The following is a 23,997-nucleotide window of genomic DNA, read 5'->3' as shown; positions in this document are numbered from 1 at the left end:
CCCGGGCCACGGTGGGCAAAGGCGCCGTTGGGGCGCATACTGCGCGCTGGAGTCCATCTTTGGAGCAAGCCCCATGCCTTCCACCATCTCACTGGTCGATGCCCTCGACCACCTGGTGCTCACCGTGCAGAGCATCCCGCGCAGCATTGCCTTCTATGAGCGGGTGCTGGGTATGGAGGCAAGAGAGTTCAAGCCCGGCCGTTATGCGCTGCACTTTGGCCGGCAAAAGATCAACCTGCATGAAGTGGGCCACGTGGTGGACCCGAACGTGAAACATGCAACGCCAGGCTCTGCCGATGTCTGCTTTCTGACCCGCATGCCGCTGGCCGAGGTGATCGCCCATCTGCAGCGCCAGCAGGTGCCCATCGTGCAAGGGCCGGTGCGGGCAACAGGTGCAAGGGCGCCGCTGCAGTCGCTGTACTTTTACGATCCGGACGAGAACCTGATTGAGGTCGCGAACGAGGTGCAGGCTGGCTGATGACTGACGCGCTGGGACTTACCGTTTGGCCGCCGCATCGCACCAGCGCTGGGCCACCGCTGGCGAGGTCATGCACACCACCTCCTGGGTGACGGTCGTCACTGCCCGCTCCAGCAGCTGGATATCGGCCTCATGCTGGCGTGCCACATGCGGGTCTTCAAAGAAGATCGCGCGCTGGCAGCGGCGCTCCAGCACCAGGTCGGCGATTTGCGCGTCACCGCCCAGCGGGCCGCTGTTGAAACGGTCCACCCAGGGCTTGTCAGCCGGCCAGCCTTTGCTCCAGGCCAGCTCATTGAGCTTTTGGCCGGTGGTGCCGGTGCCCACGCGGCGGCGGTAGCGCGAGAGCAGCGCAAAATTGCGCTCGCAAAAGTCCAGCATCGCCGGCTTCATCGCATCGTGGGCAATCAGCGCCAGGGTCTGGTTGCCATAGTCGTGCAGGCGGTCGGCATGGCGGTCGGGCGCCAGCCCGGCATGGATGCGCTCCATCTCCACCCAGTCGCGCGCGCTGGCTGCCGTCGAGATAAAGGGCTTGCCGTGGATCACGCACTGGCGCTTCAAGGCCAGCGCCTCCGGGAAGATCGACGACGGGTCCACCGGGTCGATCAGGTAGATGGCGCCGTCGAGCACGCGGTTGTCGCCCGGCATGCCCACCACCTCGGCCACCAGCTTCATCAGCCCGCCTTCGCGGCCATAGGGGTAGCGCACCAGGCCCTTGTGGCCCTTGAGCATTTCTGCCGCTGCAATCGCGTCATAGGTGCGGCCCACCGCATGGAACCCGATGTTCAGCTCCCGGATGCCCTGCTCGCAGGCGCGCAAAAAGCTGAACAGTGCAGCATCCTCGTTCTGGTGGTGCAAACGGTTGGCGGCAAGGCCTAAAAGCATGGTCTATCCCGTGGGTGTGGCAAGCGAGTGGAAAGCATAGCGCCAAATCCGCAGCGCCGGTATGGCAGCCGACTGGCGCAGTGGCTCAATGCTGCGCCCAATTCTTAACTTCGGACAACCATCGCCGATCAGCAACACTGCGCTTGCGCTGCCATCCAGCCTGCTCAAGCCCGGCTGGCCCACCAGGTCTGCCACCGGAACCCCAGCCACAGCACCAGCAGCATGGCCGCGCCAAACACCCAGCCGCTCAGCGCACCGGCCATGCCGCCGGACAGCAAGGTGCCCACAGTGCAGCCAATGCCAGTCATCGCGCCCCAGCCCAGCAGCAGCCCGCCGAGCAAACCCCGGCCCGCATCCCGCCCGGTGGGCAGGCGGGGGCGGAACTGGCGGCTGGCAAAGGCGGCGATGAATGCGCCGGCCAGCAGGCCCAGCAGCACCAGCGCATTCGGCGTGGCCCAGGTTGCTGCCGGCAAGGTGGCGCAGCCGGCAAAGCCATCCAGGCCATTGAGCCGCTCAGGCACCCAGCCCTGGCCTTGCAGCGCGCCGCGCACTTGGCTGCCGATCAGGGCCGTCACGCCCAGCGGCCGCATGCGCACGATGGCGGCGGTGGCGATCAGCCCCACCAGCAGGCCGCCCAGGGCATAGTTCCAACGCCCTTGCCACAGGCTGCGCCACAGCGCGGGCAGGCTGCGCGGGGCCGCCCTTGCGGGATCTATGGGCGCAGTTGGCAGCGGCAGACTGCGCCGGCGCTGCTGCACATGGCGCTGCCACACCCAGGCCGCCCAAGCCGCCAGCACACCCAGCTGCAGCAGCAAGGCGCCGCCATAGCCCAGGTGCTGCGGCAGCCAGACAACGGGCGCATCGGCCACCGCCAGGCTGTAGAGCGGGTTCCAGGTCTGAAAACCCAACGCAAAGCCCAGTGCCGTGCCCAGCAATGCAAACGGCGATGCCGCCGAGCCCTCGGCCAGCCGGTACCAGTGCGCGCTGATGCAGGAGCCCGACACCAGCATGCCCGCGCCAAAGGCCAGGCCCGCCAGCACCAGCACCCAGCTGACCGGGCCAATGTGCATATCGGGCGGCAACTGCCCCGCCTGGGGGTTGGGCACCCAGCTGCTCTGCACCACCGTCATGCCCACCAGCCCCACGGCCAGCGCCAGGATGATTGCCAAGATACCGCGCGGGTCATCGCGCTGCAGCCAATCGCGCGCATGGCAGTAAAAGCAAAAACGCGAGCGCTGCAGCACCACGCCCAGCGCCAGCCCCATCGCCAGCGCAAACACGAGGGTGCGCCCGCCATCGCGCTGCAGCAAGGCCTGCTGCAATGGCCACAGTGCCAGCAGCAGCAAGACCGCCGCCACCGGCTGCCAATAGGCACTGATGGCCCCGGCAGCGCTGCCCGCCCCCCCCAAACCCACGCTGGAATCAGTCATGGAATTCCATCCAAAAAAATGCCCGCGCTGGGCGGGCATTGAACACAGGACCGAGCCCATGCGGAGACATTCAAACCATACTTATTTCGCAGCCCAGATCGTGCCGGCCGGGTTGTTGATCGGCACGCCAACGCTGTTGCCGTATTCGGTCCAGGAGCCGTCATAGTTCTTCACCTGGTAGCCCAGGATCTTGCTGAGCGCAAACCAGGTGTGGCTGCTGCGCTCGCCAATGCGGCAGTAGGTGATGATGGGCTTGCTGCCGTCAATGCCGGCATCGGCATAGAGCTTTTGCAGATCGGCCCGCGATTTGAAGGTGCCGTCTTCATTGACCGCCTTGCCCCAGGGCACATTCACCGCGCCAGGGATATGGCCCGCGCGGATCGACAGCTCCGGCACACCGGCAGGCGCAAACACCTTGCCCTGGTATTCATCAGCCGAGCGGATATCCACCAGCTGCGTGGCGCCCTTGCCCTCCACCGCCGCCAGCGCATCGCCCAGGCGGGCCCGCAAATCGGTGTTGACCTGGCCCACGCGGTAGGTGGTGGCGGCGTAGTCCGGCGCGCGGTTGTTCAGCGCGCGGTTCTCGGCCTCCCACTTCTTGCGGCCGCCATCGAGCAGCTTCACGTTCTTGACGCCATACACATCAAACACCCAGGCGCCCCAGGCCGCAAACCAGTTGTTGGTGTCGCCGTACAGCACCACGGTCGTGTTGTCGCTCACGCCGCCCTTGGACAGCAATTGCTCAAACGCCTCCTTGCTGACAATGTCGCGGCGCACCTTGTCATTGAGGTCGTTGTGCCAGGAGAAGTTGACCGCCCCCGGAATATGCGCCCGCTCATACAGCCCCGGGTTCACGCTCACCTCGATCACCCGCACATCGGGCCGCTGCAGATTGGCCGCCAGCCATTCGGTACTGACCAGCGCGCCCGCAGGCACCGCCTGCGGCGTGTTGGCAAAGGCAGGGCTCGCGCCCCAAACGGCTGCCGCTGCGGTACCGGCAATCAAAACGCGCCAAGGCGCTGCTGTGCGGATAGTCATGCTGTGTCGTCCTTCAGGTCATGGGAGAAAAGGCTGCCATCACGGCAGGGCCTGCTTGCACTGTGCATGTTGCAAGCAGCTACTCCAACTGAGGAATGCGCAGATGCATATGTGATCTGCGCGCTTGACAGGGGCCCAGCATGAACGACATCGGTGCAGCGCCAGCGTGCACTGCGCTGGGCTGCTTCCACTTTGGGAGCTAGAGCGCCTCCCTAGCGCCTTGGGCCAACCCCAGCCAAGCCGGGTTTTCTCAAGCCCGGCCGACCGAATCCGCCCACTGCTGCGCCGTCTGCAGCCGCGCACGTGGGCCAAAGCTGCTGGTAGTGCTGAGGGTGATGTTGTGGTGCGCAATCACCTGCTGCGGCGTGACGGCGGCATTGCCGCAAGTGGTGTGCGCATCCTCCAGCAGCACCACCGGGTAGCCATGGCGCAGCGCCGCGCGCGTGGTCACATCCACGCAGTACTCCGTATGCATGCCCCCAATCACCAGCTCCTGCACGCCCAGGTTTTGCAGCATGGGCAGCAGATCAGTTTTCCAGAACGCATCGCCGGTGGTTTTGTCCAGGGTCAGGTCAGCGCTGTCCACCTGCAGACCATCAGCCAGTTGCCATCCAGGCGTGCCCGCTTCCAGACCAGGCTCGGCGTGGCGCACCCAGATGATGGGTGTATTGGCTTGGCGTGCTGCGGCGATGACCTGGTTGATGCGGGTGATCAGGGTGGGGCAATCCCAGGCGGCGCTGGGGCCGGTGCAGAGGGATTGCTGGATGTCTATGAGGAGGAGGGCGGTGGACATGGTTTTTCTTGAAGGCCAGCGTTAAAGGTCTTGTCGGGGTCAGATAAGGGTGATTGCCATACTTAAGTATACGTTGGGGCAAATTATATATATGCAGCAGATACTAAGTTATAGCTTTGAATACCTATATATATGCACCATAGCTTCACCCTATCAATCAAATGGTTATGTTCATCACACGAATTTGATAGATTCACAACATTTTTTGGCAAGCAGTTATAGAACATACCAATAGACCCATGTAAACATGCTTATGCATACAAAGATACTGCTATAGGCAAGAAATACATGCTTCCATCTACAGTGAATTAAAATTTCCTTTGCCACAGAATGTATCCAATCCGAAGTTTCTCCCATTTCTCCAAAGGTCCATTCGTAAAAAGAGCATTCCCCGCAGGTACAGTTGTTTGCATAACTCCATCAAACAGCTATGAAAAAACTTCACCTTGCACTTACGGCTTCGGCACTTGTTATCGCTTGTCAATTGACGCATGCAAAAGGATGGGTTGATGTGGCGCAGCACAACAGATTCGCTGGATGGGCCTGTAAATCAGGTTCAGCGCAGATGGTTGACGTGCATATTTATGCAAACGGAAGAATAATTGGTGCTGGAAAAGCTGGTAACCGTAGAGAAGATGCTGTCAAGAATGTCTGTGGAAGCACTTCTCATTTCCATGGATTCGATGTTCCATTGGCAACCCCTGCAGATATGCTGGATGGAACGATGAAGGATATTATTATCTATGCGATCTATAATGATGGATCTCATGAGAAATTAGATAACACACCTATCAAGGTACAATTTCCTCATGGAGGCAATAGCACGCCGCCACCCGCAAATTTTGGCGATATTGTCGGGCGGGATTTGGATGTTTCCGGCCTAGGGTATGTTGGACATATTGGTGTGTGGGACGGAGAGATGGTGGTTGAAGCCATAGGATTTAAAGATGCTCGCAATACAATTAAACGTACGCCATGGAGTGCTTACAATAGCAATCCAACCAAATGGCAAACAATATCTCCGGTCACCATCAATGTAAGGCATAAATATTGCCAAGCCAAAGAGTGTCTTTTGACCGAATTGGAAAATGGAAATTTGGTATCAATGACTGGATCTACCCATGGGGTAAGAGAAATGGCAGCCAAATCTGCTTACGTAAAATTCCTCATTGGTGCCGAGTACACTGCTACAGCCCAGTCCTCAGCTGCAAAGCAAGGATATCGATATTATTCAAAAAGACACTGTTTCCCATTTGGCTCGAGCTGTCAGCCACGCCAAATTAAATCGAAGCCTACGCGAGGAATTTATCGATGCGATACCTTCGTATTAGACGCTTGGGGCGGAACATCCGCACTTTATTCGAATGCTCTTTCCGGCATAAAAGCTGCACCTTTTGAAAATAGAAGCAACCTTGATAAATGGTACAAGCACATTGACTCCCTAACTTCTTGGTATCGACTTCAAACCCCAAAAAACGTATATGACAATATGCAAAGAGCTTGGTGGTAAAAGTGAATAATTATAGAAAATCAGCCATATTGGTCGCCGTGTTTTTTATTCTGGGGGGCATGGTTAGTTATTTCATCAATGATGCTCCCCACGAAAAACTATCCACAGGGGATAAAGTGCCATCCCAACATGGCAGTGGCTTAGTGGGCACTCCCCTCACCCAACCAATAACCAAGACTTCTTTGCCAAAAGCCGATGCATCTCCTGACCCTGATCTTCAAGCTATTCAAAAGACAAAACGCGATAGACTTTTCGACTATTCGAGATCAGGCAACTTCGCAGACACCCGTAGCGTTCTAAAAGCTGCATTAACCGATGGGCTGATCAGTGAAGACGAATACTATGGTGAGCTCGCACATATGTTCCATCTACCTGTCAAGCAAGCTCATAGCATCATTTCAGAAATCATAGGGTCCGGCAATGCTTATGGATTTGAAGTTTTGGTAGCAAGTCTGGAGGAAAATTATGAAGTCGCAAAATCCATGACTGCAGATGAACGCCAGGACGTTTTTGAACAATTGAACAAAAACAAACCCGGGATGGTCAGCGACATGAGTCTCTTGGGCGTCGGCAGCGTTTCAAAATATACCAGCTGGGTGGGATCGCTCAGGGCTTTTTCGACCGAAGAGGCGTTTGTCAAAAATCTCAACGATCTTATTGAAAATAGAATATCAGACCCCCGAGAAGCGTTTGGCCTTTATGACGTTCTTGTGAAAAAGAACTATTCTGAGAAAGTCAATAGCTCAGCACTCAGAAAATATAACTTTCTCATAGCCAGCTACCAAGAGAGCTATCCAAAGAACAGGATGGCGGAGTTGGTGTCTTCCGGTAATTGGTGAGCTCGCCTCCTGCGCAGGCATGGGCAAGTGCGTGCTCGGTGATCAAGCGTGGGCGAGAGGTATGGGATGTTGGTGCACGGCTTGCGCCGGTTCAGGGAGAGCGCGATGACCCTCACCCCTACATTGCCCGCATGGCCTCCACCCGCACCGAGCTGCGCTCGCTCCAGCGAAACGTCCACATGGCGGCTTGTTTGCAGGTATTCCGCTGTTACCCGTTTGACACGCGTAGAAACCTTATCGCTGTGGGCAAAATCTGCCTTCAACGCTCGGCACCCTCCAGCAGGGCTGGTCTTCTCATGTCCCCAACAGGTCAACCGGCGCCAATCCCCCACAGCACCCAGGTCGGAATATAGGACTACGCTGTACCCCGTTCCAGCTATCTGTCGATGCAGCCTCCGTGCACAACCTGTGACGCACAGGGCCATCCACCTCCACAGCGCACAACCAACCGGACACCCCCATGCAAAGAACCACCGACCCATCCCTCACCCCCACCAGCACCGCCACCCCCTCGCAGCTGTTCCAGCCCCTCACCCTCTCCCAGCTCACCCTCCCCAACCGCATCGTCATCGCCCCGATGTGCCAGTACTCGGCGCAGGACGGCAATGCCAATGACTGGCATTTGATGCACTACGGCAGCCTGGCGGTTTCGGGCGCGGGCATGCTGGTGCTGGAGGCCACGGCGGTGTCAGCGGTGGGGCGCATTACCGATAAGGACCTGGGCATCTACTCCGATGACAACCAACAGGCGCTGGGGCGGCTGATGGGGTCGCTGCGCAAGCTCTCGGCAATTCCGGTCGCTATCCAGCTGGCCCATGCGGGCCGCAAGGCCTCCAGCCATCTGCCTTGGGAAGGTGCTGCGCAGATTGCGCCTGATGCGCCCCGGGGCTGGGTGGCGCAGGCGCCTTCGGCCATTGCCCATGCAGCGGGCGAGGTGCCGCCGGCCGAGATGACCCCTGCCGAGCTGGCCCAGGTGAAGGACGCGTTTGTGGCAGCGGCCAAGGCGGCCGATGCGCTGGGCATCGATGGCATCGAGATCCACATGGCCCATGGCTATTTGCTGCATGAGTTCCTCTCTCCGCTGTCCAACACCCGCAGCGACGCCTACGGCGGCAGCCTGGAGAACCGCCTACGCTACCCGCTGGAGGTGTTTGCCGCCGTGCGCGCGGCCGTGCCTGCCGCCAAGCCGGTGTGGGTGCGCATTTCGGCATCGGATTGGGCACCGGGCGGCTGGGATATCGATGGCTCGATCGCGCTGGCGCAGGGGCTGAAGGCGCTGGGTTGCAGTGCCATCCATGTGTCATCGGGCGGGCTGTCGACCGCCCAGCAGATCCCCGTGCAGCCGGGCTACCAGGTGGGTTTTGCCGAGGCCATCAAGCAAGCCACCGGCCTGACCACGATGGCCGTCGGCTTGGTGACCGAGCCTGCGCAGGCCGAGCACATTGTGGCCTCGGGCCAGGCCGATGCCGTCGCCATTGGCCGCGCCGCCTTGTACGACCCACGCTGGCCCTGGCATGCGGCTGCCAGCCTGGGCGCGCAGGTGGATGCACCGCGCCAGTACTGGCGCAGCCAGCCGCGTGAGTTCAGCAAGCTCTTCCGTGGCGCAGCCGTAGGCGTGCGCTGAGTAAACACCGAGGGCAAAGGCGCCCAAAGCCGCTAAGCTATGCGGATGCCTGCCCGCCCTCCCGTGTTTGCCTCTCCGCCCCACCTCCCTGCCGCTGCCCGCCGCGCCCGCGCGGTGCTGGGCCAGCTCAGCGATATGGATTTGCGGCTGCTGCAGGTCTTCAAGAGCGTGGTGGAGTGCGGGGGCATGTCGGCCGCCGAGCTGGAGCTCAACATCGGCACGTCGACCTTGAGCCGCCACATGAAGGACCTGGAAACCCGCCTGGGCATGGTGCTGTGCCGGCGCGGGCGCGCGGGCTTTGCGCTGACGCCGGAGGGCCACCAGGTTTACGAGGCCACCTTGCAGCTGCTCGGCGGCGTCGATCTGTTCCGCAGCCGCATTGACGATATCCACGCCCGCATGGGCGGCAATCTGGAGATCGCCATCTTCGACAAGACGGTGAGCAACCCGCAGGCCCAGATCCACCGCGCGATTGCGCAGTTCCACAGCCAGGCGCCGGATGTGAACCTGCAGCTGCATGTCAGCTCGATCAACGCGATCGAGCGCGGGCTGATGGATGGGCGCTTTCATGTGGGCATCATCCCGGCGCACCGCAGTTCGGCCAGCCTGGTCTACCGCGATCTGTTTGCCGAGAACATGCAGCTGTACTGCGCCGCCGGCCATGACCTGTGGGAGCAGCAGCACCAGGCCCTGGACTGGGAGCAGCTGCGCAGCTACCCCTTTGCCGGCCTGGGCTACCACTCGCCCAATATGGAGCTGAGCCACAGCGTGCGGCTGCCGCGCGCGGCCACCGGGTTTGACCAGGAGTCGATTGCCACCTTGATTTTGTCCGGGTGTTTTTTGGGATTTTTGCCCGACCACTACGCGGCCAGTTTTGAAAACCAAGGTTTGATGCGGGCTGTACGGCCAGAACGCTTCCATTACCGTTGCCAATTCGTGGCCATGTGGCGCTTATCGCCCGCTCCGAGCCGTGTGGCGCAGGCCTTTATTGACTGCCTCCTCGATGCCCACACAGCAGTTGACTAAGTTGCTATGAAATTAACTTATCCACAGAAACCGGCTTCCCGGTGTGCATTTCTTTCCTAGAGGGAGATTGCAGGGAGTTTCTCGCGCAACAACGGGAACATTGCACAAAATTATCCACAGGGTGAGAATCGGAAAACCGCCGCTTTTGCACTGCAGCAAACGCCCGGCACCAACCGGGCCCCACGGGCCGCACCTGCGCGACTGCCTCCCTCCGCGCGCAGGCCGGCCAACGCGGCGGGCGTGCGGTTCGGCGCTACCATCGCTACCGTAACGACCACCCTGGACTGCCCCGTGCCCAAGCCTGCGCCCACCGCCACCCCATCGCGCCCCTGCCCGCCCGGCGCAGCCAAGCCTGCGGCCCCTGCCAAGGCCCGGGCCACGATTGCCGATGTGGCGCTGGCGGCCCAGGTCTCCAAGGCCACGGTGTCGCGCTACCTCAATGGCCGCACCGACATCCTCACCCCCGACATGGCCAAGCGCGTGCAGGAGGCCATTGCCCGCCTGCAGTACCGGCCCAGCCCGATGGCCCAGGCGCTCAAGCATGGCCGCACCCGCCTGATCGGCCTGGCGGTGGCCGATGTGACCAACCCCTTCTCGGTCGCAGTGCTGCAGGGCGCAGAAAAGGCCTGCCAGGCCGCCGGCTACCTGCTGGTGCTGTTCAACCTGGGCAATGAGGCCGGGCGCGAGCGCGATGCCATGCATGCGCTGTCCGCCTACCAGCTCGACGGCATGATCCTCAACCGCGTGGACACCAGCGCCCAGCTCTGGCAGGACGCGCAGCTGCACGGCAAACCCATCGTGCTGGTGGACCGGTTCCAGGAAGGGATGGACGCCGATTTTGTGACCGTGGACAACCCCGGCGTGGTGCAGATCGCGATGGACCATCTGCAGCAGCAAGGCTTTGACGAGGTGCTGCTGGTGACCGAGCCGATTGCCGATGTGAGCTCGCGCACCGCGCGTCAGCAGGCCTTTGCCCGCTACATCCAAAGCCAGGCGCCCACCATGCAGGGCAGCGTGTGGGAAAGCACCGCCGACGGCGCCAGCGCCCTGCAGCAGCACCTGCAGCACTGGCAGCAGCAGGCGCAGCAAGCCGGCCGCCGCCCTGCCGTGCTGGCCGGCAATGCCGTTGCCAGCCTGCGCGTGGCCACTGCCGTGCATGCACTGGGCTGGGTGCCTGGGCGCGAACTGGGCATCATCGGTGTGGACGAGACCGACTGGGCCGCGCTGGTGGGCCCGGGCCTGAGCACGGTGGCCCAGCCCACCGATGCATTGGGGCAGGCGGCGGCCACCTGCCTGATCGAGCGCATCCAGGGCCTGCAAAGCCCCGCCCGAACAGTCGAGTTACCAGGCACCATCATTGTGCGCGGCTCCACAAAAACGCCAAGCAATTGATTTACAAAGGTTAAAAAAGGCGTTACGCACCAAACTAGGGCAAACCCTAGTAATCGTTCCGTAACCTTCCGTTAAACTGCGGCGCTACTGAAACCGGTTTCAAACGCGCCGCATCGCCATGAACTACACGTTCCAATTCGACCAGGTCCTGGCAGCCTGGCCGCAGCTATTGCAGGGCACCTGGGTGACCATCCAGCTGTCCTTTCTCGCCATGATCATCGGCCTGGCCGTCGCAATCGTCTGCGCCTGGGGCAAGACCTCGGGCCCGGCGCCGCTGCGCTTTGTCATCAATGCCTACATCGAGCTGATCCGCAACACGCCCTTTCTGGTGCAGTTGTTTTTCTTCTTCTTTGCGCTGCCGGCCGTGGGCCTGCGCTGGTCGCCGCAAACCGCCGCACTGGTGGCCATGGTGGTCAACCTGGGCGCCTATGCCACCGAGATCATCCGCGCCGGCATCGAATCCATCCCCAAGGGCCAGATCGAAGCCGGCCTGGCGCTGGATCTGAAGCGCTGGGAAATCTTCCGCTTCGTGATCCTCAAGCCCGCGCTCAAGACCATCTACCCGGCGCTGACCAGCCAGTTCATCCTGCTGATGCTGAGCTCGGCCGTGGTGTCCGTGATCTCGGCCGACGACCTGACCTCGGTGGCCGCCAATATCCAGTCCGAGACCTTCCGCAGCTTTGAGGTCTACATCGTCGTAGCCGCCATCTACCTGCTGCTGTCGCTGGCCTTCAACCTGCTGTTCAAGCTCATCTACCAGATGGCCTTGAACTACCCAGACCGTCGCTGAAAATGGGAATGCTCTGCACCCATCCTCGCGCCGTGTGCATCTGCGGAATCGTGCGGTCTGCGGCGTTGCAAATCCTCGCGATAGCACCACTATCGCTCCGGTTTGCGCCTTGCATCCCATCCCGATCCGCAGCGCTCACTTTCCGCTCGATGAGCGCATAGCATTCCCGGAGAACAAGAAATGCGTACTTTTGGTTGGCCCGAGCTGTGGTTCATCCTGGAAGCGGCCAAGTGGACCGTGGCCCTGTCCCTGATCGCCTTTATCGGCGGCGCCCTGGTGGGCCTGGTGATTGCGCTGTCGCGCACGTCAGAGAACGGCCTGGCGCGCGGCATTGCTACTGCCTTTACCCAGATTTTTCAGGGCACGCCGCTGCTGCTGCAGCTGTTCCTGGTGTTCTTTGGCGCGCCCATTCTGGGCTTTGAGATCAACCCCTGGATTGCAGCGGCTGCTGCGCTGATTCTGAACAGCGGCGCGTTCCTCGGTGAAATCTGGCGCGGCTGTATCCAGGCTGTGCCACGCGGCCAGTGGGAAGCAGCTGACGCCCTGTCGCTGTCCTACTACTGGCGCATGCGCGCCGTCGTGCTGCCCCAGGCGATGAAGATTGCCGTGGCCCCCACCGTGGGCTACCTGGTGCAGATCATCAAGGGCACTTCGCTGGCAGCCATCATCGGCTTTACCGAGATCACCCGCGCCGGCCAGATCATCAACAACGCCACCTTCCAGCCCATGCTGGTGTTCGGTGTCGTCGGTGCCGTTTACTTCATCCTGTGCTGGCCGCTGTCCCTGTGGGCCGGCCGCTTGGAAAAGCGCCAGGCCAAGGCCCTGGCCCGCTGAATATTTTTGGTTGTCGCTTGATTTTTCTACTAGGAGACATGAGCATGCAGATTTCCCGCCGCACTTTCACCTCCGCTGCTGCCGCCCTGGCTGCCAGCGCCCTGTTGCCCCTGACCGCATCGGCCCAGTCGCTGGCCGATCTGAAGAAGAAGGGCAAGATAACCATCGGCATGCTGGTGGACTTCCCGCCCTACGGCATCCTGAACGGCAGCAACCAGCCTGATGGCTACGACGCCGATGTGGCCAAGCTGCTGGCCAAGGAATGGGGCGTGACCGCCGACATCGTGCCCGTGACCGGCCCCAACCGCATCCCCTTCCTGCTGACCAACAAGGTCGACATGCTGATCGCCTCGCTGGCCATCACGCCCGAGCGCGCCAAGCAGGTGCTGTTCTCCAAGCCCTACTCGGCCGCATCGATCGTGCTGTACGGCGCGACCAAGACCGCCATCAAGGGCCCGGAAAATCTCAAGGGTCTGCGCGTGGGCGTGGCACGTGCCTCCACCCAGGACGTGGCCGTCACCAAGGCTGCACCAGAAGGCACGCAAATCCGCCGCTTTGACGACGACGCATCGGCCATGCAAGCGCTGCTGTCGGGCCAGGTCGATGCCATCGGCTGCTCGGTGACCGTGGCCGCCCAGATCGCCAAGCGCGCCCCTGCCGGCCAGTTCGAGAACAAGTTCCAGCTGCTGCAGCAGAACATGGCAGTGGCCCTGCGCCCCGGCCAGGACGAAGTGGCCGAAGCCGTGAACGCCTTCATCGCCAAGAACACCGCCAATGGTGAGCTGAACAAGCTGTACCAAAAGTGGTTGGGCGCCGACCTGCCCAAGCTGGACTAACCCTAGAACGGGCTACCTCCTGAGGCGCTGCGCGCCTTCCCCCTGGAAGGGGGACGACGGCCTTTGCGTCGGGGCGGCCCTAGCTGGCCGTCCCGCGCATCAAACCCGCCTCGTGCAAACGCTCATCACACACGACAAGACTGCTTTATGACGACCCCCTCGCAAGCACCCATCATTCGCCTCCAAGGCGTCGAGAAATGGTATGGCAACTTCCAGGTGCTGACCGATATCAACCTCGACGTGCGTGCCGGCGAACGTATCGTCATCTGCGGGCCTTCGGGCTCGGGCAAGTCCACGATGATCCGCTGCATCAACCGGCTCGAAGCCATCCAGAAGGGCCAGATCACCGTGGACGGCACGGACCTGACCGGTGACAGCAAGGCCATCGACACCATCCGCAAGGAAGTGGGCATGGTGTTCCAGCAGTTCAACCTGTTCCCGCATCTGACGATTGTGGAGAACTGCATGCTGGCGCCTATGCGCTCGCGCGGCCTGAGCAAGGCCGAGGCGCAGGAGCGCGCGATGCACTACCTGACGCGGGTGCGCATTCCGGACCAGGCCAACAAGTACCCCAGCCAGCTGTCGGGCGGCCAGCAGCAGCGCGTGGCCATTGCCCGTGCGCTGTGCATGGCCCCCAAGATCATGCTGTTTGACGAGCCCACCTCGGCCCTCGACCCCGAGATGGTCAAGGAAGTGCTGGACACCATGATCGGCCTGGCCGAAGACGGCATGACCATGCTCTGCGTGACCCATGAAATGGGCTTTGCCCGCAGCGTGGCCGACCGCGTGATCTTCATGGCCGACGGCAAGATCATCGAACAAGGCCTACCGGCCGCGTTCTTTGACAACCCCCAACACCCCAAGACCCAGCAGTTCCTGGGCCAGATCCTCAGCAACCATTGATGGTGTGGCGGCGCGGGGCGCGCGCCAGCGCCACGCCCCCCGGGCCCGCACAGCGCCCATGCCGCCACCGCAGACTGTGCACAACAACTTCATTGATCGCTGCTAGCGCCCCGCCGGCCGGCGGGCGCCAACGGCCAACACCCATAACAACCATGGCCTTGTCTTTGCAAAACGCGGGCTCGCCCGCCCTGATCTCCCTCACCTCCTTTGGCAATGCCGAAGTGCGCCGCCACGGCCAGCTCTACTTTGCCCAGCTCTCGCACCGCGCAGGTGCCAACGGCTATGAAGTGCGCGAAGAGCTGCTGTTGAACCCCGCCGAAGAGCTGCCCGCGCTGGCCGCCTATGGCCGCGATCACCAGCTGGACCTGGTCTACTCCTGCCCCCAGCCGCTGTTTGCGATGGACGGCAGCCTGAACACCGCTGCCGTGCAACACGCGATCGCCGCCAGCCATAGCTTGGGGGCCACCTGGCTCAAGATGTCGATCGGCGGCTTTGCCAGCGAGTCGGTCGCGCATTCGGCCCAGGGCTTTGCGGCGCTGAAGAGCACCATCGATGGCGCGGGCCTGACCCTGCTGATCGAAAACGACCAGACCACGGCCGCCGGCACCTTGCAAGCACTGCAGCGCTTTTTTGCCGCTGCCGATGCCGCCGGTCTGCCGCTGCCGATGACCTTTGACATGGGCAACTGGCACTACCTGGGGGAGTGCGCGCTGCAAGCGGCGCAGCTGTTTGGCAGCCGCGTGGCCTATGTGCATGCCAAGGGCGTGCAACGCCTGCCCGCCAAATGGGTGGCAGTGCCGCTGGCCGAATCGGCCGCCGCCTGGCGCGCCATTTTGCGCGCGCTGCCCAGCGATGCACCCCGCGCCATCGAGTACCCGCTGATCGGCGACGACCTGGTCGCCGTCACCCGGCAGGAGCTGGCCGTGCTGCGCGATGCCACCGCACTGCAAGCCAATGCCTCCTGATCAGCTCCCGACCAACCCACAGCCACCAGCCCCCAAGAGAGACACGGCCATGACCACCAAGACCTTCGACATCGCCACCTTTGGCGAAGCCATGATGCTGCTGATCGCCGACCGCGCCGGCCCGCTGGAGAACGCCGAGTTCTTCACCAAGCGCATTGCAGGCGCCGAGATCAATGTGGCCACCGGCCTGGCGCGCCTGGGCTTCAACACCCACTGGGCCAGCCGCCTGGGCGCCGATTCGATGGCGCGCTACCTCATCAACCAGATGAAGAGCGAAGGCGTGCACTGCGAGCATGTGGTGCTGGACCCGGCGCAGAAGACCGGCTTCCAGATCAAGGGCCGCACCGATGACGGCAGCGACCCGCAGGTGGAATACCACCGCAAGGGCTCGGCCGCCAGCCTGATGACCCCCGACGACATCGACGAGCCCTGGCTGGCCTCGGCCCGTCACCTGCATGCCACCGGCGTGTTTGCCGCGATCTCGCAGACCAGCCTGGCCACTGCCCGGCGCACCCTGCAGATCGCCCGCGATGCTGGCAGCACCATCTCCTTCGATCCCAACCTGCGCCCCACCCTGTGGCAGGACGAGGCCACTATGCGCCGCGAGATCAATGCGCTGGCCGCTGGCGCGGACTGGGTCTTCCCCGGCCTGGCCGAAGGCGAGCTGCTGACCGGCCACAAGACGCCTGAAGCGGTGGCCCAGTTCTACCGCGACCAGGGCGCAAGCCTGGTGGTCGTCAAGCTTGGCGAAGAAGGCGCTTATTACGATGACGCCCAGGCCGGTACCGGCTATGTGGCCGGCTGCCCGGTGGAGAAGGTGGTGGACACCGTGGGCGCCGGTGATGCCTTTGCCGTGGGCGTTATCAGCGGCCTGCTCGATGGCCGCTCGGTGGCCGATGCCGTCAAGCGTGGCTGCTGGATTGGCGCGCTGCAGGTGCAGGTGCTGGGCGACTCGGAAGGCCTGCCGACCCGCGAAGCCTTGACCGCCGCCGGCTATTGATTTCAACGCATCCAGGAGCAGCCATGAGCAGCACCCGCCAACAGATTCTGGTTTTTCGTGAACTGCCCGAGGACCAACTGGCCCGCCTGCAAGCCGCGCACGATGTGACCGTGGCCAACCCGCGCGTCGCCGCGCAGCGCGATGCCTTTTTTGCAGCGCTGCCCCAGGCCCAGGCACTGATCGGGTCGAGCTACCCGATCACCGATGCGCTGCTCGATGAAGCACCGCAGCTGCGGGTGATCTCCAGCATCTCGGTGGGGGTGGACAACTACCCGCTGGCAGCGCTGCGCGAGCGCAGCATTGCGCTGTGCCACACGCCGGGCGTGCTGACGGAGACGACGGCCGACACCATCTTTGCACTGCTGATGGCCACCAGCCGCCGCATTCCGGAGCTGGCGATGTATGTGCGCTCCGGCCAATGGCAGCGCAATATTGGCGAGGACCTGTTTGGCTGGGATGTGCATGGCAAGACCGTGGGCATTCTGGGCATGGGCCGCATCGGCATGGCACTGGCACGGCGCGCTGCGCTGGGCTTTGGCATGCGCGTGCTCTACAACAACCGCAGCGTCGTGCCCGAGAGCGAATTGGGCGCGCTGTCCGGCCATGTGCACTATGTCGCCCGCGATGCACTGCTGCGCGAGGCAGACTTTGTCGTCTCCGTCGTGCCGTCGACCCCCGAGACCAAGCACCTGCTGGGCGCCGAAGCCTTTGCGATGATGAAGCCCAGCGCCATCGTCATCAACGGCTCGCGCGGCGCGATCGTCGACGAGGCTGCGTTGCTGCATGCGCTCGACACCGACCAGATCCGCGCCGCCGGCCTGGATGTGTTTGCCACCGAGCCGCTGCCGGTCGAATCCCCCCTGCGCACCCATGCCAAGGTGGTGGCGCTGCCGCATATCGGGTCGGCCACGCACGAGACGCGCCACGCGATGGCCGAGATGGCGACCAGCAACCTGCTGCAGGTGCTGGCGGGTGAACAACCTGCAGGCAGATTCGACCTGAGCCAGGCCTGAGCCCACAGCGGCGCCATGGGCTGCGCCGCGCGAGACTAGTTGAGGGAAGGCACGCCCGCATAATGGCCGCCAGACCTTCCGACGCTGGCCACCCGCTTGGGTCCAGCGGCCTCCCTTCTCGTACCGTCTCTAGACTGCGGCATGCCCTCCACGCTCCAGGTTCTCTCCCTCGCCTCCCCCTCTGCCGGCTACCGCCGCATCCGCTTTGCCGGCGCGCAGCTGGCGCCCTTTTGCCAGCACGACAACATCCACTGCCGCCTGGTGTTTCCGTCGCCGCAACGCGACGGCGTCAGCAGCACACGCGTCTACACCGTGCGCGCCTTCGATGCCGATGCGCAATGGCTGGAGATCGATTTCTTGCTGCATACCGATGCCGGCCCCGGCGCCTGCTGGGCCCAGCAGGCGCAGGTCGGCGACCGGGTCGAGATCCTCAAGCCCGGTGGCCGCACGGCCCGCATCGCCGACTGGATGGTGCTGGCCGGTGACGACAGCGCACTGCCCGCGCTGGCGCGCATTGCAGGGCAGCTGCCCGCCAGCACACGCGGCCATGTGGTCTGCGAGATCGCAGACCCGCGAGACGCGATCGACATCCCCCTGCCGCCGGGCATGCAGTGGCATTGGCTCTACCGCGCGGGTGCGCCCGCAGGCACCGGCGAGCAGCTGCAGCAGGCCGTGCAAGTGCTGGATTGGACCGCCGCACCACCCACCGCAGGCGCAAGCCGCTTTTTATGGGTAGGTGCCGAATTTGCGACCGCGCAAGCGCTACGCGCATGGGCGGTGGACAGCCTGGGCCTGGGCAAGCAGGAGCAGCTGATCGTGGCCTACTGGCGCCGGGGCATGAGCGAGAACGAGCTGCGCGCGCCCAAGCTGGACCTGGAAAAAACCTAGGTCCTGTTAAGAACCTGTTTTTAGATTTCCGCCGAGCGTGAAATATGCCGGCGCAGCAACGCGGCGGCATAGTCGGCATCGCCTTCTTTCAGCGCCTTGAGAATGCCCAGGTGGTCGGTGCAGGCCTGGCGGATGTGCTGCTCGCTCAGGTGGCTGAAGTGCGCAAACTCCGAGATCTTGCGCAGCGAGTTCTGCCGGCGCACCGACTCGATCAGAAAGCGGTTGCGCGACCAGGACACCAGGGTTTCATGAAAATTCGCATTGGCCTTGAACCACACATCCTGGCGCAGCTGCTCGACCGGCATCTGCAAGATGTCTGACTGCTCGCGGAACAGCTGCTGCAGCTGTTCGGGATCGGGTGCAAAGCCGGCCATCTTCAGCGCGCCGCACTCGACGATCAAGCGAAAGTCATAGCTCTCGTGCACGGCCTGGGGGTTGTCCAGGCTTTCGGTAAAGCGCCAGCCGTGGCCAGGCAGGCGCTCGGTCAGGCCCTCGGCAGCAAAGCGCATCAGCACGCGGCGCACGGCGCCCCGGGTCACGCCAAACAGCTCCACCAGCTGCGCCTCGGAGACTTCGCCAGCCAGCTGGCCGCTGGCGCGGTGGTTCATGATCTGGCTGTACAACGCCTCGGCGTCGGAGGGAGGCACCAGCTGCTCCAGTGCATCGTCGCCATCGGGCACGCGCTCGACCCGAAAACCCCGGCCCGGGTGGTAGGCCACCAGGCCCTGGGCGGTCAGCAGCATCAGCGCCTGGCGCACCGGCGTGCGCGAGACCTTGAGCTCATCGGCCAGGTGCAGGTCGGAGATGCGGTCGCCCACGCGCCAGCGGCCAGCATGCATCAGCGCCGTCAGCTTGCGCGCGACGTCGATCTGCAAAGAACTCAGCGATTGCTTCAAACCGATTCTCCCCTGGGTTGTGCTGCTGCGGCCCGCACCTGCGCAATGCGGTGGCAGTGGCGGCGGCGCGCAGCCTCTTGTTTTTGCCGGCCAGCCCCGAGCATACGCGCCAGGCTTCCCGTCTTGGCAGCATCCTTCATCGTAGTTTCCCTAAGTTTTGTTTGATTCTATAAAAAACAAATTGACAGTCAATGACCACGAAATTAATGTATTAAAAGTTCACAAAACACAAAAGGAAAAAGATGTCGCCGTTTCCACTCGTCACGCTGTCTGGCGCCCCCCAAGCCCGTGGGCGCCAGTATGGCGCGGCGCTCAAAGACCGCATTGCCCGCAGCGCAGCCCTCTATGGCGGCGCGCTGGAGAAGTACGGCATCAGCGCCGCACACAAGGCCGCGCTGATCGCCGAGTACGCCCAGAAGATCGCCGATTTTGACGAGAACTACCTCGAAGAAATGCGCGGCATTGCCGAGGGCTCGGGCGTCGCGCTGGACGACATCGTGATGATCAATGCCCGCACCGAGGTAGTGGCCCTGGCGCGCGCCCAGTCCACCAAGCCGGTGGATGACGAGCTGGACGACGGCTGCACCGGCGCCATGCTGCTGCCCGAGCGCAGCGCCTCGGGCAACCTGATCCATGGCCAGAACTGGGACTGGCGCGCCGAATGCGCCGAGACCGGTGTGGTGCTGCGCGTGCGCCAGGACCATGGCCCCGACTACCTGACCTTTGTCGAAGCCGGTGGCCTAGCACGCAGCGGCCTCAATGCCGCTGGCATCTCGATCACCGCCAATTACCTGGAGTGCGAGCGCGACTACACCAAGCTGGGCATTCCGCTGGGCCTGATCCGCCGCAAGGTGCTGGAACAGGAACACTTTGCACTGGCCGCCAAGGCCGTGGCCACCACGCCCAAGTCCTGCTCCAACAACATCATGGTGGCATCGGCCGCGGGCTTTGGCATTGACTTTGAGTGCGCGCCCGACGAGGCCTTCCCGCTCTACCCCGAGGACGGCATGATCGTGCACGCCAACCACTGGGTCAGCCCGGTGGCGCTGGCCAAGCTGCGCGACACCGGCATCCCCCATGTGCCCGAGAGCTTTTACCGCGACTGGCGGGTGCGCAAGATCCTGCAGGAGCAGGGCCGCCTGCTGACCCGCGAATCGCTGAAGAAGGCGCTGTTTGACGACTTCCTCTCGCCCTACGCGGTATGCCGCCCGCCCCGGCCTGCCGATGGCGGCAACCTGACTGCCACCGTCGCGATGATCGTGATGGAGCCGGCGCTGGGCATCATGGAGATTGCACCGCTGCCCGCCATCAACCGCCAGTTCACCACCTACCGCCTGCATGGCGATGGCGCGGCTGAACCGTCTGCCGCAGCCGCTGCGGCGCTGGAGCACTGACCGCCATGTGGAAATTCGCTGCCACCCGAATCGGCATGGCGATTCCGACCTTGGTGATCGTGGCACTGGCCGTCTTCATCCTGGTGCGCCTGATCCCCGGTGACCCGGCAGCGCTGATGCTGGGTGACTCGGCCGATGCCGCATCGCTGGCGGCCCTGCGCGAGCAACTGGGCCTCAACGCCAGCCTGCCCACGCAGTTCCTGGTCTGGTCCGGCCATGTGCTGCAGGGCGACCTGGGCCAGTCCATCTCCAACCGCCAACCGGTTGCCGCGCTGATCTGGCAGCGCTTTGCCGTCAGCGCCCAGATCGTGCTGCCTGCCGTGCTGCTGGCCACCCTGGTCGCCGTGCCGCTGGGCATGCTGGCGGCCTGGCGCCAAGGCCGCCTCACCGACCTGGCCCTGGTCGCCACCGCCACCTTGCTGCTGTCGCTGCCCGCGTTCTGGATGGGGCTGCTGCTGCTGATGTTCTTTGCGCTCAAGCTCGGCTGGTTTCCGGTGGTCGGCTTTGTTGCCTTTGGCGAGAACCCGCAGCAGGCGTTGCTCTACCTGGTGCTGCCGATCACCACCTTGCTGCTGCACGAGATCGGTGTGATCCTGCGCATGACCCGCGCCTCCACCTTGGAAGTGCTGCACCTGGACTACATCACCCATGCCCGCGCCAAGGGCCTGAGCGAGATGACGGTGATGCTGCGCCATGCCTTCAAAAGCTCCTTTGGCCCGACCTGGACCTTGCTGGGCCTGATCCTGGGCAACCTCCTCGCCGGGGTGGCGGTGATCGAGACCGTGTTCACCATTCCGGGCCTGGGCCGGCTGCTGGTCGATGCGATCTTTGCCCGCGACTACCCGCTGATCCAGGGCTGCCTGCTCTTCATCGCCAGCATCTATGTCCTGGTGAACCTCTTTGTGGACCTGCTCTATCCCATCTTCGACCCGAGGGTGGCCGCATCATGAAACGCCGCTCCCTCTCCTTCTGGCTGGGCGCTGGCCTGGTCTCCGTGGTGGTCGCCGTGGCCTTGCTGGCCACGTTCTGGACGCCGTATGACCCGCTCAAGCTCGACTTTAAGACCCGCCTGGCAGCGCCCGGCTGGCAGCACTGGATGGGCACCGACGAGCTGGGCCGCGATGTGCTCAGCCGCCTGATGCGCGGCACTGCCACCAGCATCCGCATCAGCCTCAGCACGGTGTTTCTGGCCACCTTCTTTGGTGTGCTGATCGGCGCGCTCAGCGGTTACCTGCGCGGCTGGCCCGACCGCATCCTGATGGCCATCAACGATGCGCTGCTGGCCTTCCCGGGCCTGTTGATGGCCCTGGGCCTGCTGGCGGTGTTTGGCGCCAGCGCCAGCGGCATCATCATTGCGCTGGCACTGGCCTATGCGTCGTCGGTAGTGCGGGTGGTGCGTGGCACGGTGCTGGGCCTGCGCGAGCGTGATTTTGTGCGTGCCTCGCGCGTCATGGGCAACTCCGAAACCTACACCCTGCTGCGCCATGTGCTGCCCAACTGCATTGCTCCGGTGATCGTCATGGCCACCTCGATGTGCGGCTGGATCATTCTGGCCGAGAGCTCGCTGAGCTTTCTGGGCCTGGGCGTCGCGCCACCGGCACCCACCTGGGGCAACATGCTGGCGGGCAGCCGCTCCTATGTCAGCCAGGCGGCCTGGCTGGCGATTTTCCCGGGGCTGGCGATCTCGCTGGCACTGCTGGGCATCAACCTGCTCGGCGACGCCTTGCGCGACCGGCTCGACCCACGCATGCGGAGGCGCGTATGACCACATCCCCTGCCTTGCTGCAGATCCAGAACCTGAGCCTCTCGGCCGGCCCCGGCAAGCAGGTGGTGCGCGATGCATCCTTGCAGCTGGCCGCTGGCGAGATTGTCGGCATCGTCGGCGAATCGGGCTCGGGCAAGACCATGCTCAGCCGCGCCGTGATGCGGCTCACGCCCCATGCCATCAGCCGCAGTGGCGGCGATATCCTGCTCGATGGCCAATCGCTCTACGCGATGAACGAGCGCCAGCTGCGCGCTGTGCGCGGCCCGCGCGTGGCCATGGTGTTCCAGGAGCCGATGACCTCGCTCACGCCCACCCTGAGCATTGGCGAGCAGCTGCTCGAAGGCCTGCGCATGCACTTGCCCCAGGCGCGCAATGAGCACATGCCGCGCATCCATGCGATGCTGGAGCGCGTCGGCCTGCGCGATACCCAGCGCATCCTGAGTGCGTTCCCGCATGAGTTCTCGGGCGGCATGCGCCAGCGCATCATGATCGCCTCGGCCATGCTGCTGCGCCCGGCACTGCTGATTGCCGACGAGCCCACCACGGCGCTGGACGCGGTGGTGCAGCGCGAAGTGATGGAGATGATGCTGGAGCTGACGCGCGAGAACGGCACCGCCGTGCTGCTGATCAGCCATGACCTGCCGATGGTGGCCCGCTATGCCGACCGCATGGTGGTGATGAAGCAGGGCGACATCGTCGAGACCGGCCCCACCGCCCAGGTGCTGGCCGCCCCCGCGCATGACTACACGCGCCAGCTGCTGCGCACCCTGCCCCAGCGCCGCGCGCCGCGCCAGATCGACCGCACGGCCCCGCTGATGTCGGCCCGCGACCTGGTGCTGGAGTTTGGCGGCCGCCAGCGCTGGTTCCACAAGGGGGCGCCAGCGCGCGTGCTCAAGGGCATCAGCCTGGATATCTTCCCCGGCGAGGTGGTGGCCGTGGTCGGCGAATCGGGCTCGGGCAAGACGACCTTGGGCATGATCCTGTCGGGCCTGCTGCAGCCCACCAGCGGCAGCCTGCTGTACAAGGGCCAGCCCTTGCGGCCGAGCAGCCCGGGGTTCAAGGACTACCGCTACAACTGCCAGATGGTCTTCCAGGACCCGTACTCCTCGCTGGACCCGCGCATGACGGTGCAGGCCCTGGTGGCCGAGGCGCTGCGAATGGCCGAGGGCCTGAGCGCCAGCGACAAGCGGGAGCGCGTGCAGCAGGCGCTGGCCGATGTGGGGCTGGGCGGCGATTTTGCGACGCGCTACCCGCATGAGCTCTCGGGCGGCCAGCGCCAGCGCGTGGCCATTGCTCGCGTGCTGGTGCGGCGCCCGGCGCTGATGATTGCCGACGAGGCGGTCTCTGCGCTCGATGTGACGGTGCGCGCCCAGGTGCTGGACCTGCTGGCCGAGCTGCAGCAGCGCTATGGCTTCTCGTGCCTGTTCATCAGCCACGACCTGGGCGTGGTCGAGCAGATTGCCGACCGGGTCATCGTCGTGCAGGGTGGTGTGATTGCCGAGCAGGGCACGCGCGATGCCGTGTTCGACCAGCCGCAGAACCCCTATACGCGCCAGCTGCTGGACGCGATCCCAATGCTGCAGGCCACGCCCGATGGCGGCGTGCATCTGCGCTGGCGCCATGCCGAGGGCCGCGCCACCGCCCCTGCATACGGCAGCGCCTGCCCTGCCTAAAAATTCAGCAACCTTTCCAGGAGTCCTC

Annotated in this window: 23 protein-coding genes; 18 read left to right on the top strand and 5 right to left on the bottom strand. The window is 63.6% G+C overall.

Features of this window, described 5'->3' with window-relative positions:
- The first annotated feature begins 73 nt into the window (after nt 1-73).
- Nucleotides 74-478, top strand: a complete 405-nt coding sequence (locus ACHWUQ_RS07890) for a VOC family protein (RefSeq protein WP_394680808.1) — start codon at nt 74-76, stop codon at nt 476-478.
- Between the two features lie 18 nt (nt 479-496).
- Here the strand turns inward: ACHWUQ_RS07890 and ACHWUQ_RS07885 are convergent, their stop codons facing one another.
- The 4 genes from ACHWUQ_RS07885 to ACHWUQ_RS07870 all read right to left on the bottom strand — a co-directional run bounded on the left by ACHWUQ_RS07885 (nt 497) and on the right by ACHWUQ_RS07870 (nt 4,621).
- A complete protein-coding gene (locus ACHWUQ_RS07885; RefSeq protein WP_239810018.1) occupies nt 497-1,360 on the bottom strand; it encodes a methylglyoxal synthase in 864 nt (287 codons plus the stop codon).
- A 164-nt stretch (nt 1,361-1,524) separates the two neighbouring features.
- Nucleotides 1,525-2,790, bottom strand: a complete 1,266-nt coding sequence (locus ACHWUQ_RS07880; protein WP_394680807.1) for a YeeE/YedE family protein — start codon at nt 2,788-2,790, stop codon at nt 1,525-1,527.
- Between the two features lie 81 nt (nt 2,791-2,871).
- Complete coding sequence (locus tag ACHWUQ_RS07875) at nt 2,872-3,828, bottom strand: sulfurtransferase (protein WP_239810020.1); 957 nt, start codon at nt 3,826-3,828, stop codon at nt 2,872-2,874.
- 250 nt (nt 3,829-4,078) lie between these two features.
- On the bottom strand, nt 4,079-4,621 hold the full coding sequence (locus ACHWUQ_RS07870; protein WP_394680806.1) for a cysteine hydrolase family protein: 543 nt from the start codon (nt 4,619-4,621) through the stop codon (nt 4,079-4,081).
- Nucleotides 4,622-5,051: 430 nt separating this feature from the next.
- Here ACHWUQ_RS07870 and ACHWUQ_RS07865 point away from each other — a divergent pair, with 430 nt between their 5' ends.
- The 13 genes from ACHWUQ_RS07865 (at nt 5,052) to ACHWUQ_RS07805 (ending at nt 18,241) form a co-directional block, all read left to right on the top strand.
- Nucleotides 5,052-6,131 carry a hypothetical protein gene (locus tag ACHWUQ_RS07865; RefSeq protein WP_394680805.1) on the top strand — a complete coding sequence of 360 codons (1,080 nt, stop codon included), beginning with the start codon at nt 5,052-5,054 and terminating at the stop codon, nt 6,129-6,131.
- A gap of 2 nt (nt 6,132-6,133) precedes the next feature.
- Nucleotides 6,134-6,970 carry a hypothetical protein gene (locus tag ACHWUQ_RS07860; RefSeq protein ID WP_394680804.1) on the top strand — a complete coding sequence of 279 codons (837 nt, stop codon included), beginning with the start codon at nt 6,134-6,136 and terminating at the stop codon, nt 6,968-6,970.
- A gap of 460 nt (nt 6,971-7,430) precedes the next feature.
- On the top strand, nt 7,431-8,594 hold the full coding sequence (locus ACHWUQ_RS07855; RefSeq protein ID WP_394680803.1) for an NADH:flavin oxidoreductase/NADH oxidase: 1,164 nt from the start codon (nt 7,431-7,433) through the stop codon (nt 8,592-8,594).
- A gap of 45 nt (nt 8,595-8,639) precedes the next feature.
- On the top strand, nt 8,640-9,620 hold the full coding sequence (locus tag ACHWUQ_RS07850) for a LysR family transcriptional regulator (protein ID WP_394680802.1): 981 nt from the start codon (nt 8,640-8,642) through the stop codon (nt 9,618-9,620).
- A gap of 291 nt (nt 9,621-9,911) precedes the next feature.
- Complete coding sequence (locus ACHWUQ_RS07845; RefSeq protein ID WP_394680801.1) at nt 9,912-11,012, top strand: LacI family DNA-binding transcriptional regulator; 1,101 nt, start codon at nt 9,912-9,914, stop codon at nt 11,010-11,012.
- A gap of 118 nt (nt 11,013-11,130) precedes the next feature.
- A complete protein-coding gene (locus tag ACHWUQ_RS07840; RefSeq protein ID WP_230774108.1) occupies nt 11,131-11,802 on the top strand; it encodes an amino acid ABC transporter permease in 672 nt (223 codons plus the stop codon).
- Between the two features lie 180 nt (nt 11,803-11,982).
- Nucleotides 11,983-12,636: an amino acid ABC transporter permease gene (locus ACHWUQ_RS07835; RefSeq protein WP_394680800.1), complete on the top strand. Its 654-nt coding sequence runs from the start codon at nt 11,983-11,985 to the stop codon at nt 12,634-12,636.
- Nucleotides 12,637-12,680: 44 nt separating this feature from the next.
- Nucleotides 12,681-13,472, top strand: coding sequence for a transporter substrate-binding domain-containing protein (locus ACHWUQ_RS07830; RefSeq protein ID WP_373449255.1), 792 nt, complete (start codon nt 12,681-12,683; stop codon nt 13,470-13,472).
- Between the two features lie 147 nt (nt 13,473-13,619).
- Nucleotides 13,620-14,375 (top strand): amino acid ABC transporter ATP-binding protein, encoded by a 756-nt coding sequence (locus tag ACHWUQ_RS07825; protein WP_394680799.1) that lies wholly within the window; start codon nt 13,620-13,622, stop codon nt 14,373-14,375.
- A gap of 152 nt (nt 14,376-14,527) precedes the next feature.
- A complete protein-coding gene (locus ACHWUQ_RS07820; protein ID WP_394680798.1) occupies nt 14,528-15,340 on the top strand; it encodes a sugar phosphate isomerase/epimerase family protein in 813 nt (270 codons plus the stop codon).
- A gap of 49 nt (nt 15,341-15,389) precedes the next feature.
- Nucleotides 15,390-16,340, top strand: a complete 951-nt coding sequence (locus ACHWUQ_RS07815; protein ID WP_394680797.1) for a sugar kinase — start codon at nt 15,390-15,392, stop codon at nt 16,338-16,340.
- A gap of 23 nt (nt 16,341-16,363) precedes the next feature.
- On the top strand, nt 16,364-17,353 hold the full coding sequence (locus tag ACHWUQ_RS07810; RefSeq protein ID WP_394680796.1) for a 2-hydroxyacid dehydrogenase: 990 nt from the start codon (nt 16,364-16,366) through the stop codon (nt 17,351-17,353).
- A gap of 141 nt (nt 17,354-17,494) precedes the next feature.
- A complete protein-coding gene (locus ACHWUQ_RS07805; RefSeq protein ID WP_394680795.1) occupies nt 17,495-18,241 on the top strand; it encodes a siderophore-interacting protein in 747 nt (248 codons plus the stop codon).
- Nucleotides 18,242-18,261: 20 nt separating this feature from the next.
- On the opposite strand, the gene ACHWUQ_RS07800 is transcribed toward ACHWUQ_RS07805, so the two are convergent.
- On the bottom strand, nt 18,262-19,137 hold the full coding sequence (locus tag ACHWUQ_RS07800; RefSeq protein ID WP_312414622.1) for a GntR family transcriptional regulator: 876 nt from the start codon (nt 19,135-19,137) through the stop codon (nt 18,262-18,264).
- Between the two features lie 242 nt (nt 19,138-19,379).
- Between ACHWUQ_RS07800 and ACHWUQ_RS07795 the strand changes: the two genes are divergently transcribed.
- Genes ACHWUQ_RS07795 through ACHWUQ_RS07780 form a run of 4 tightly spaced genes read left to right on the top strand, consistent with a single transcriptional unit; the run spans nt 19,380 to nt 23,969 of the window.
- Nucleotides 19,380-20,531 carry a C45 family autoproteolytic acyltransferase/hydolase gene (locus tag ACHWUQ_RS07795; RefSeq protein ID WP_369460330.1) on the top strand — a complete coding sequence of 384 codons (1,152 nt, stop codon included), beginning with the start codon at nt 19,380-19,382 and terminating at the stop codon, nt 20,529-20,531.
- A gap of 5 nt (nt 20,532-20,536) precedes the next feature.
- Nucleotides 20,537-21,481, top strand: coding sequence for an ABC transporter permease (locus ACHWUQ_RS07790; RefSeq protein ID WP_182326223.1), 945 nt, complete (start codon nt 20,537-20,539; stop codon nt 21,479-21,481).
- Nucleotides 21,478-22,296, top strand: coding sequence for an ABC transporter permease (locus ACHWUQ_RS07785; protein ID WP_312526375.1), 819 nt, complete (start codon nt 21,478-21,480; stop codon nt 22,294-22,296). The genes ACHWUQ_RS07790 and ACHWUQ_RS07785 overlap by 4 nt, the downstream gene beginning before the upstream one ends.
- The gene (locus ACHWUQ_RS07780; RefSeq protein WP_394680794.1) at nt 22,293-23,969 is read left to right on the top strand and encodes a dipeptide ABC transporter ATP-binding protein; all 1,677 of its coding nucleotides are present in this window, start codon (nt 22,293-22,295) and stop codon (nt 23,967-23,969) included. The genes ACHWUQ_RS07785 and ACHWUQ_RS07780 overlap by 4 nt, the downstream gene beginning before the upstream one ends.
- Nucleotides 23,970-23,997 lie beyond the last annotated feature (28 nt).

Source organism: uncultured Comamonas sp. (assembly GCF_964277875.1).
GTDB classification, from domain to species: Bacteria; Pseudomonadota; Gammaproteobacteria; order Burkholderiales; family Burkholderiaceae_C; genus Comamonas; species Comamonas sediminis.
This window is presented reverse-complemented; position numbering and strand designations above follow the sequence as displayed.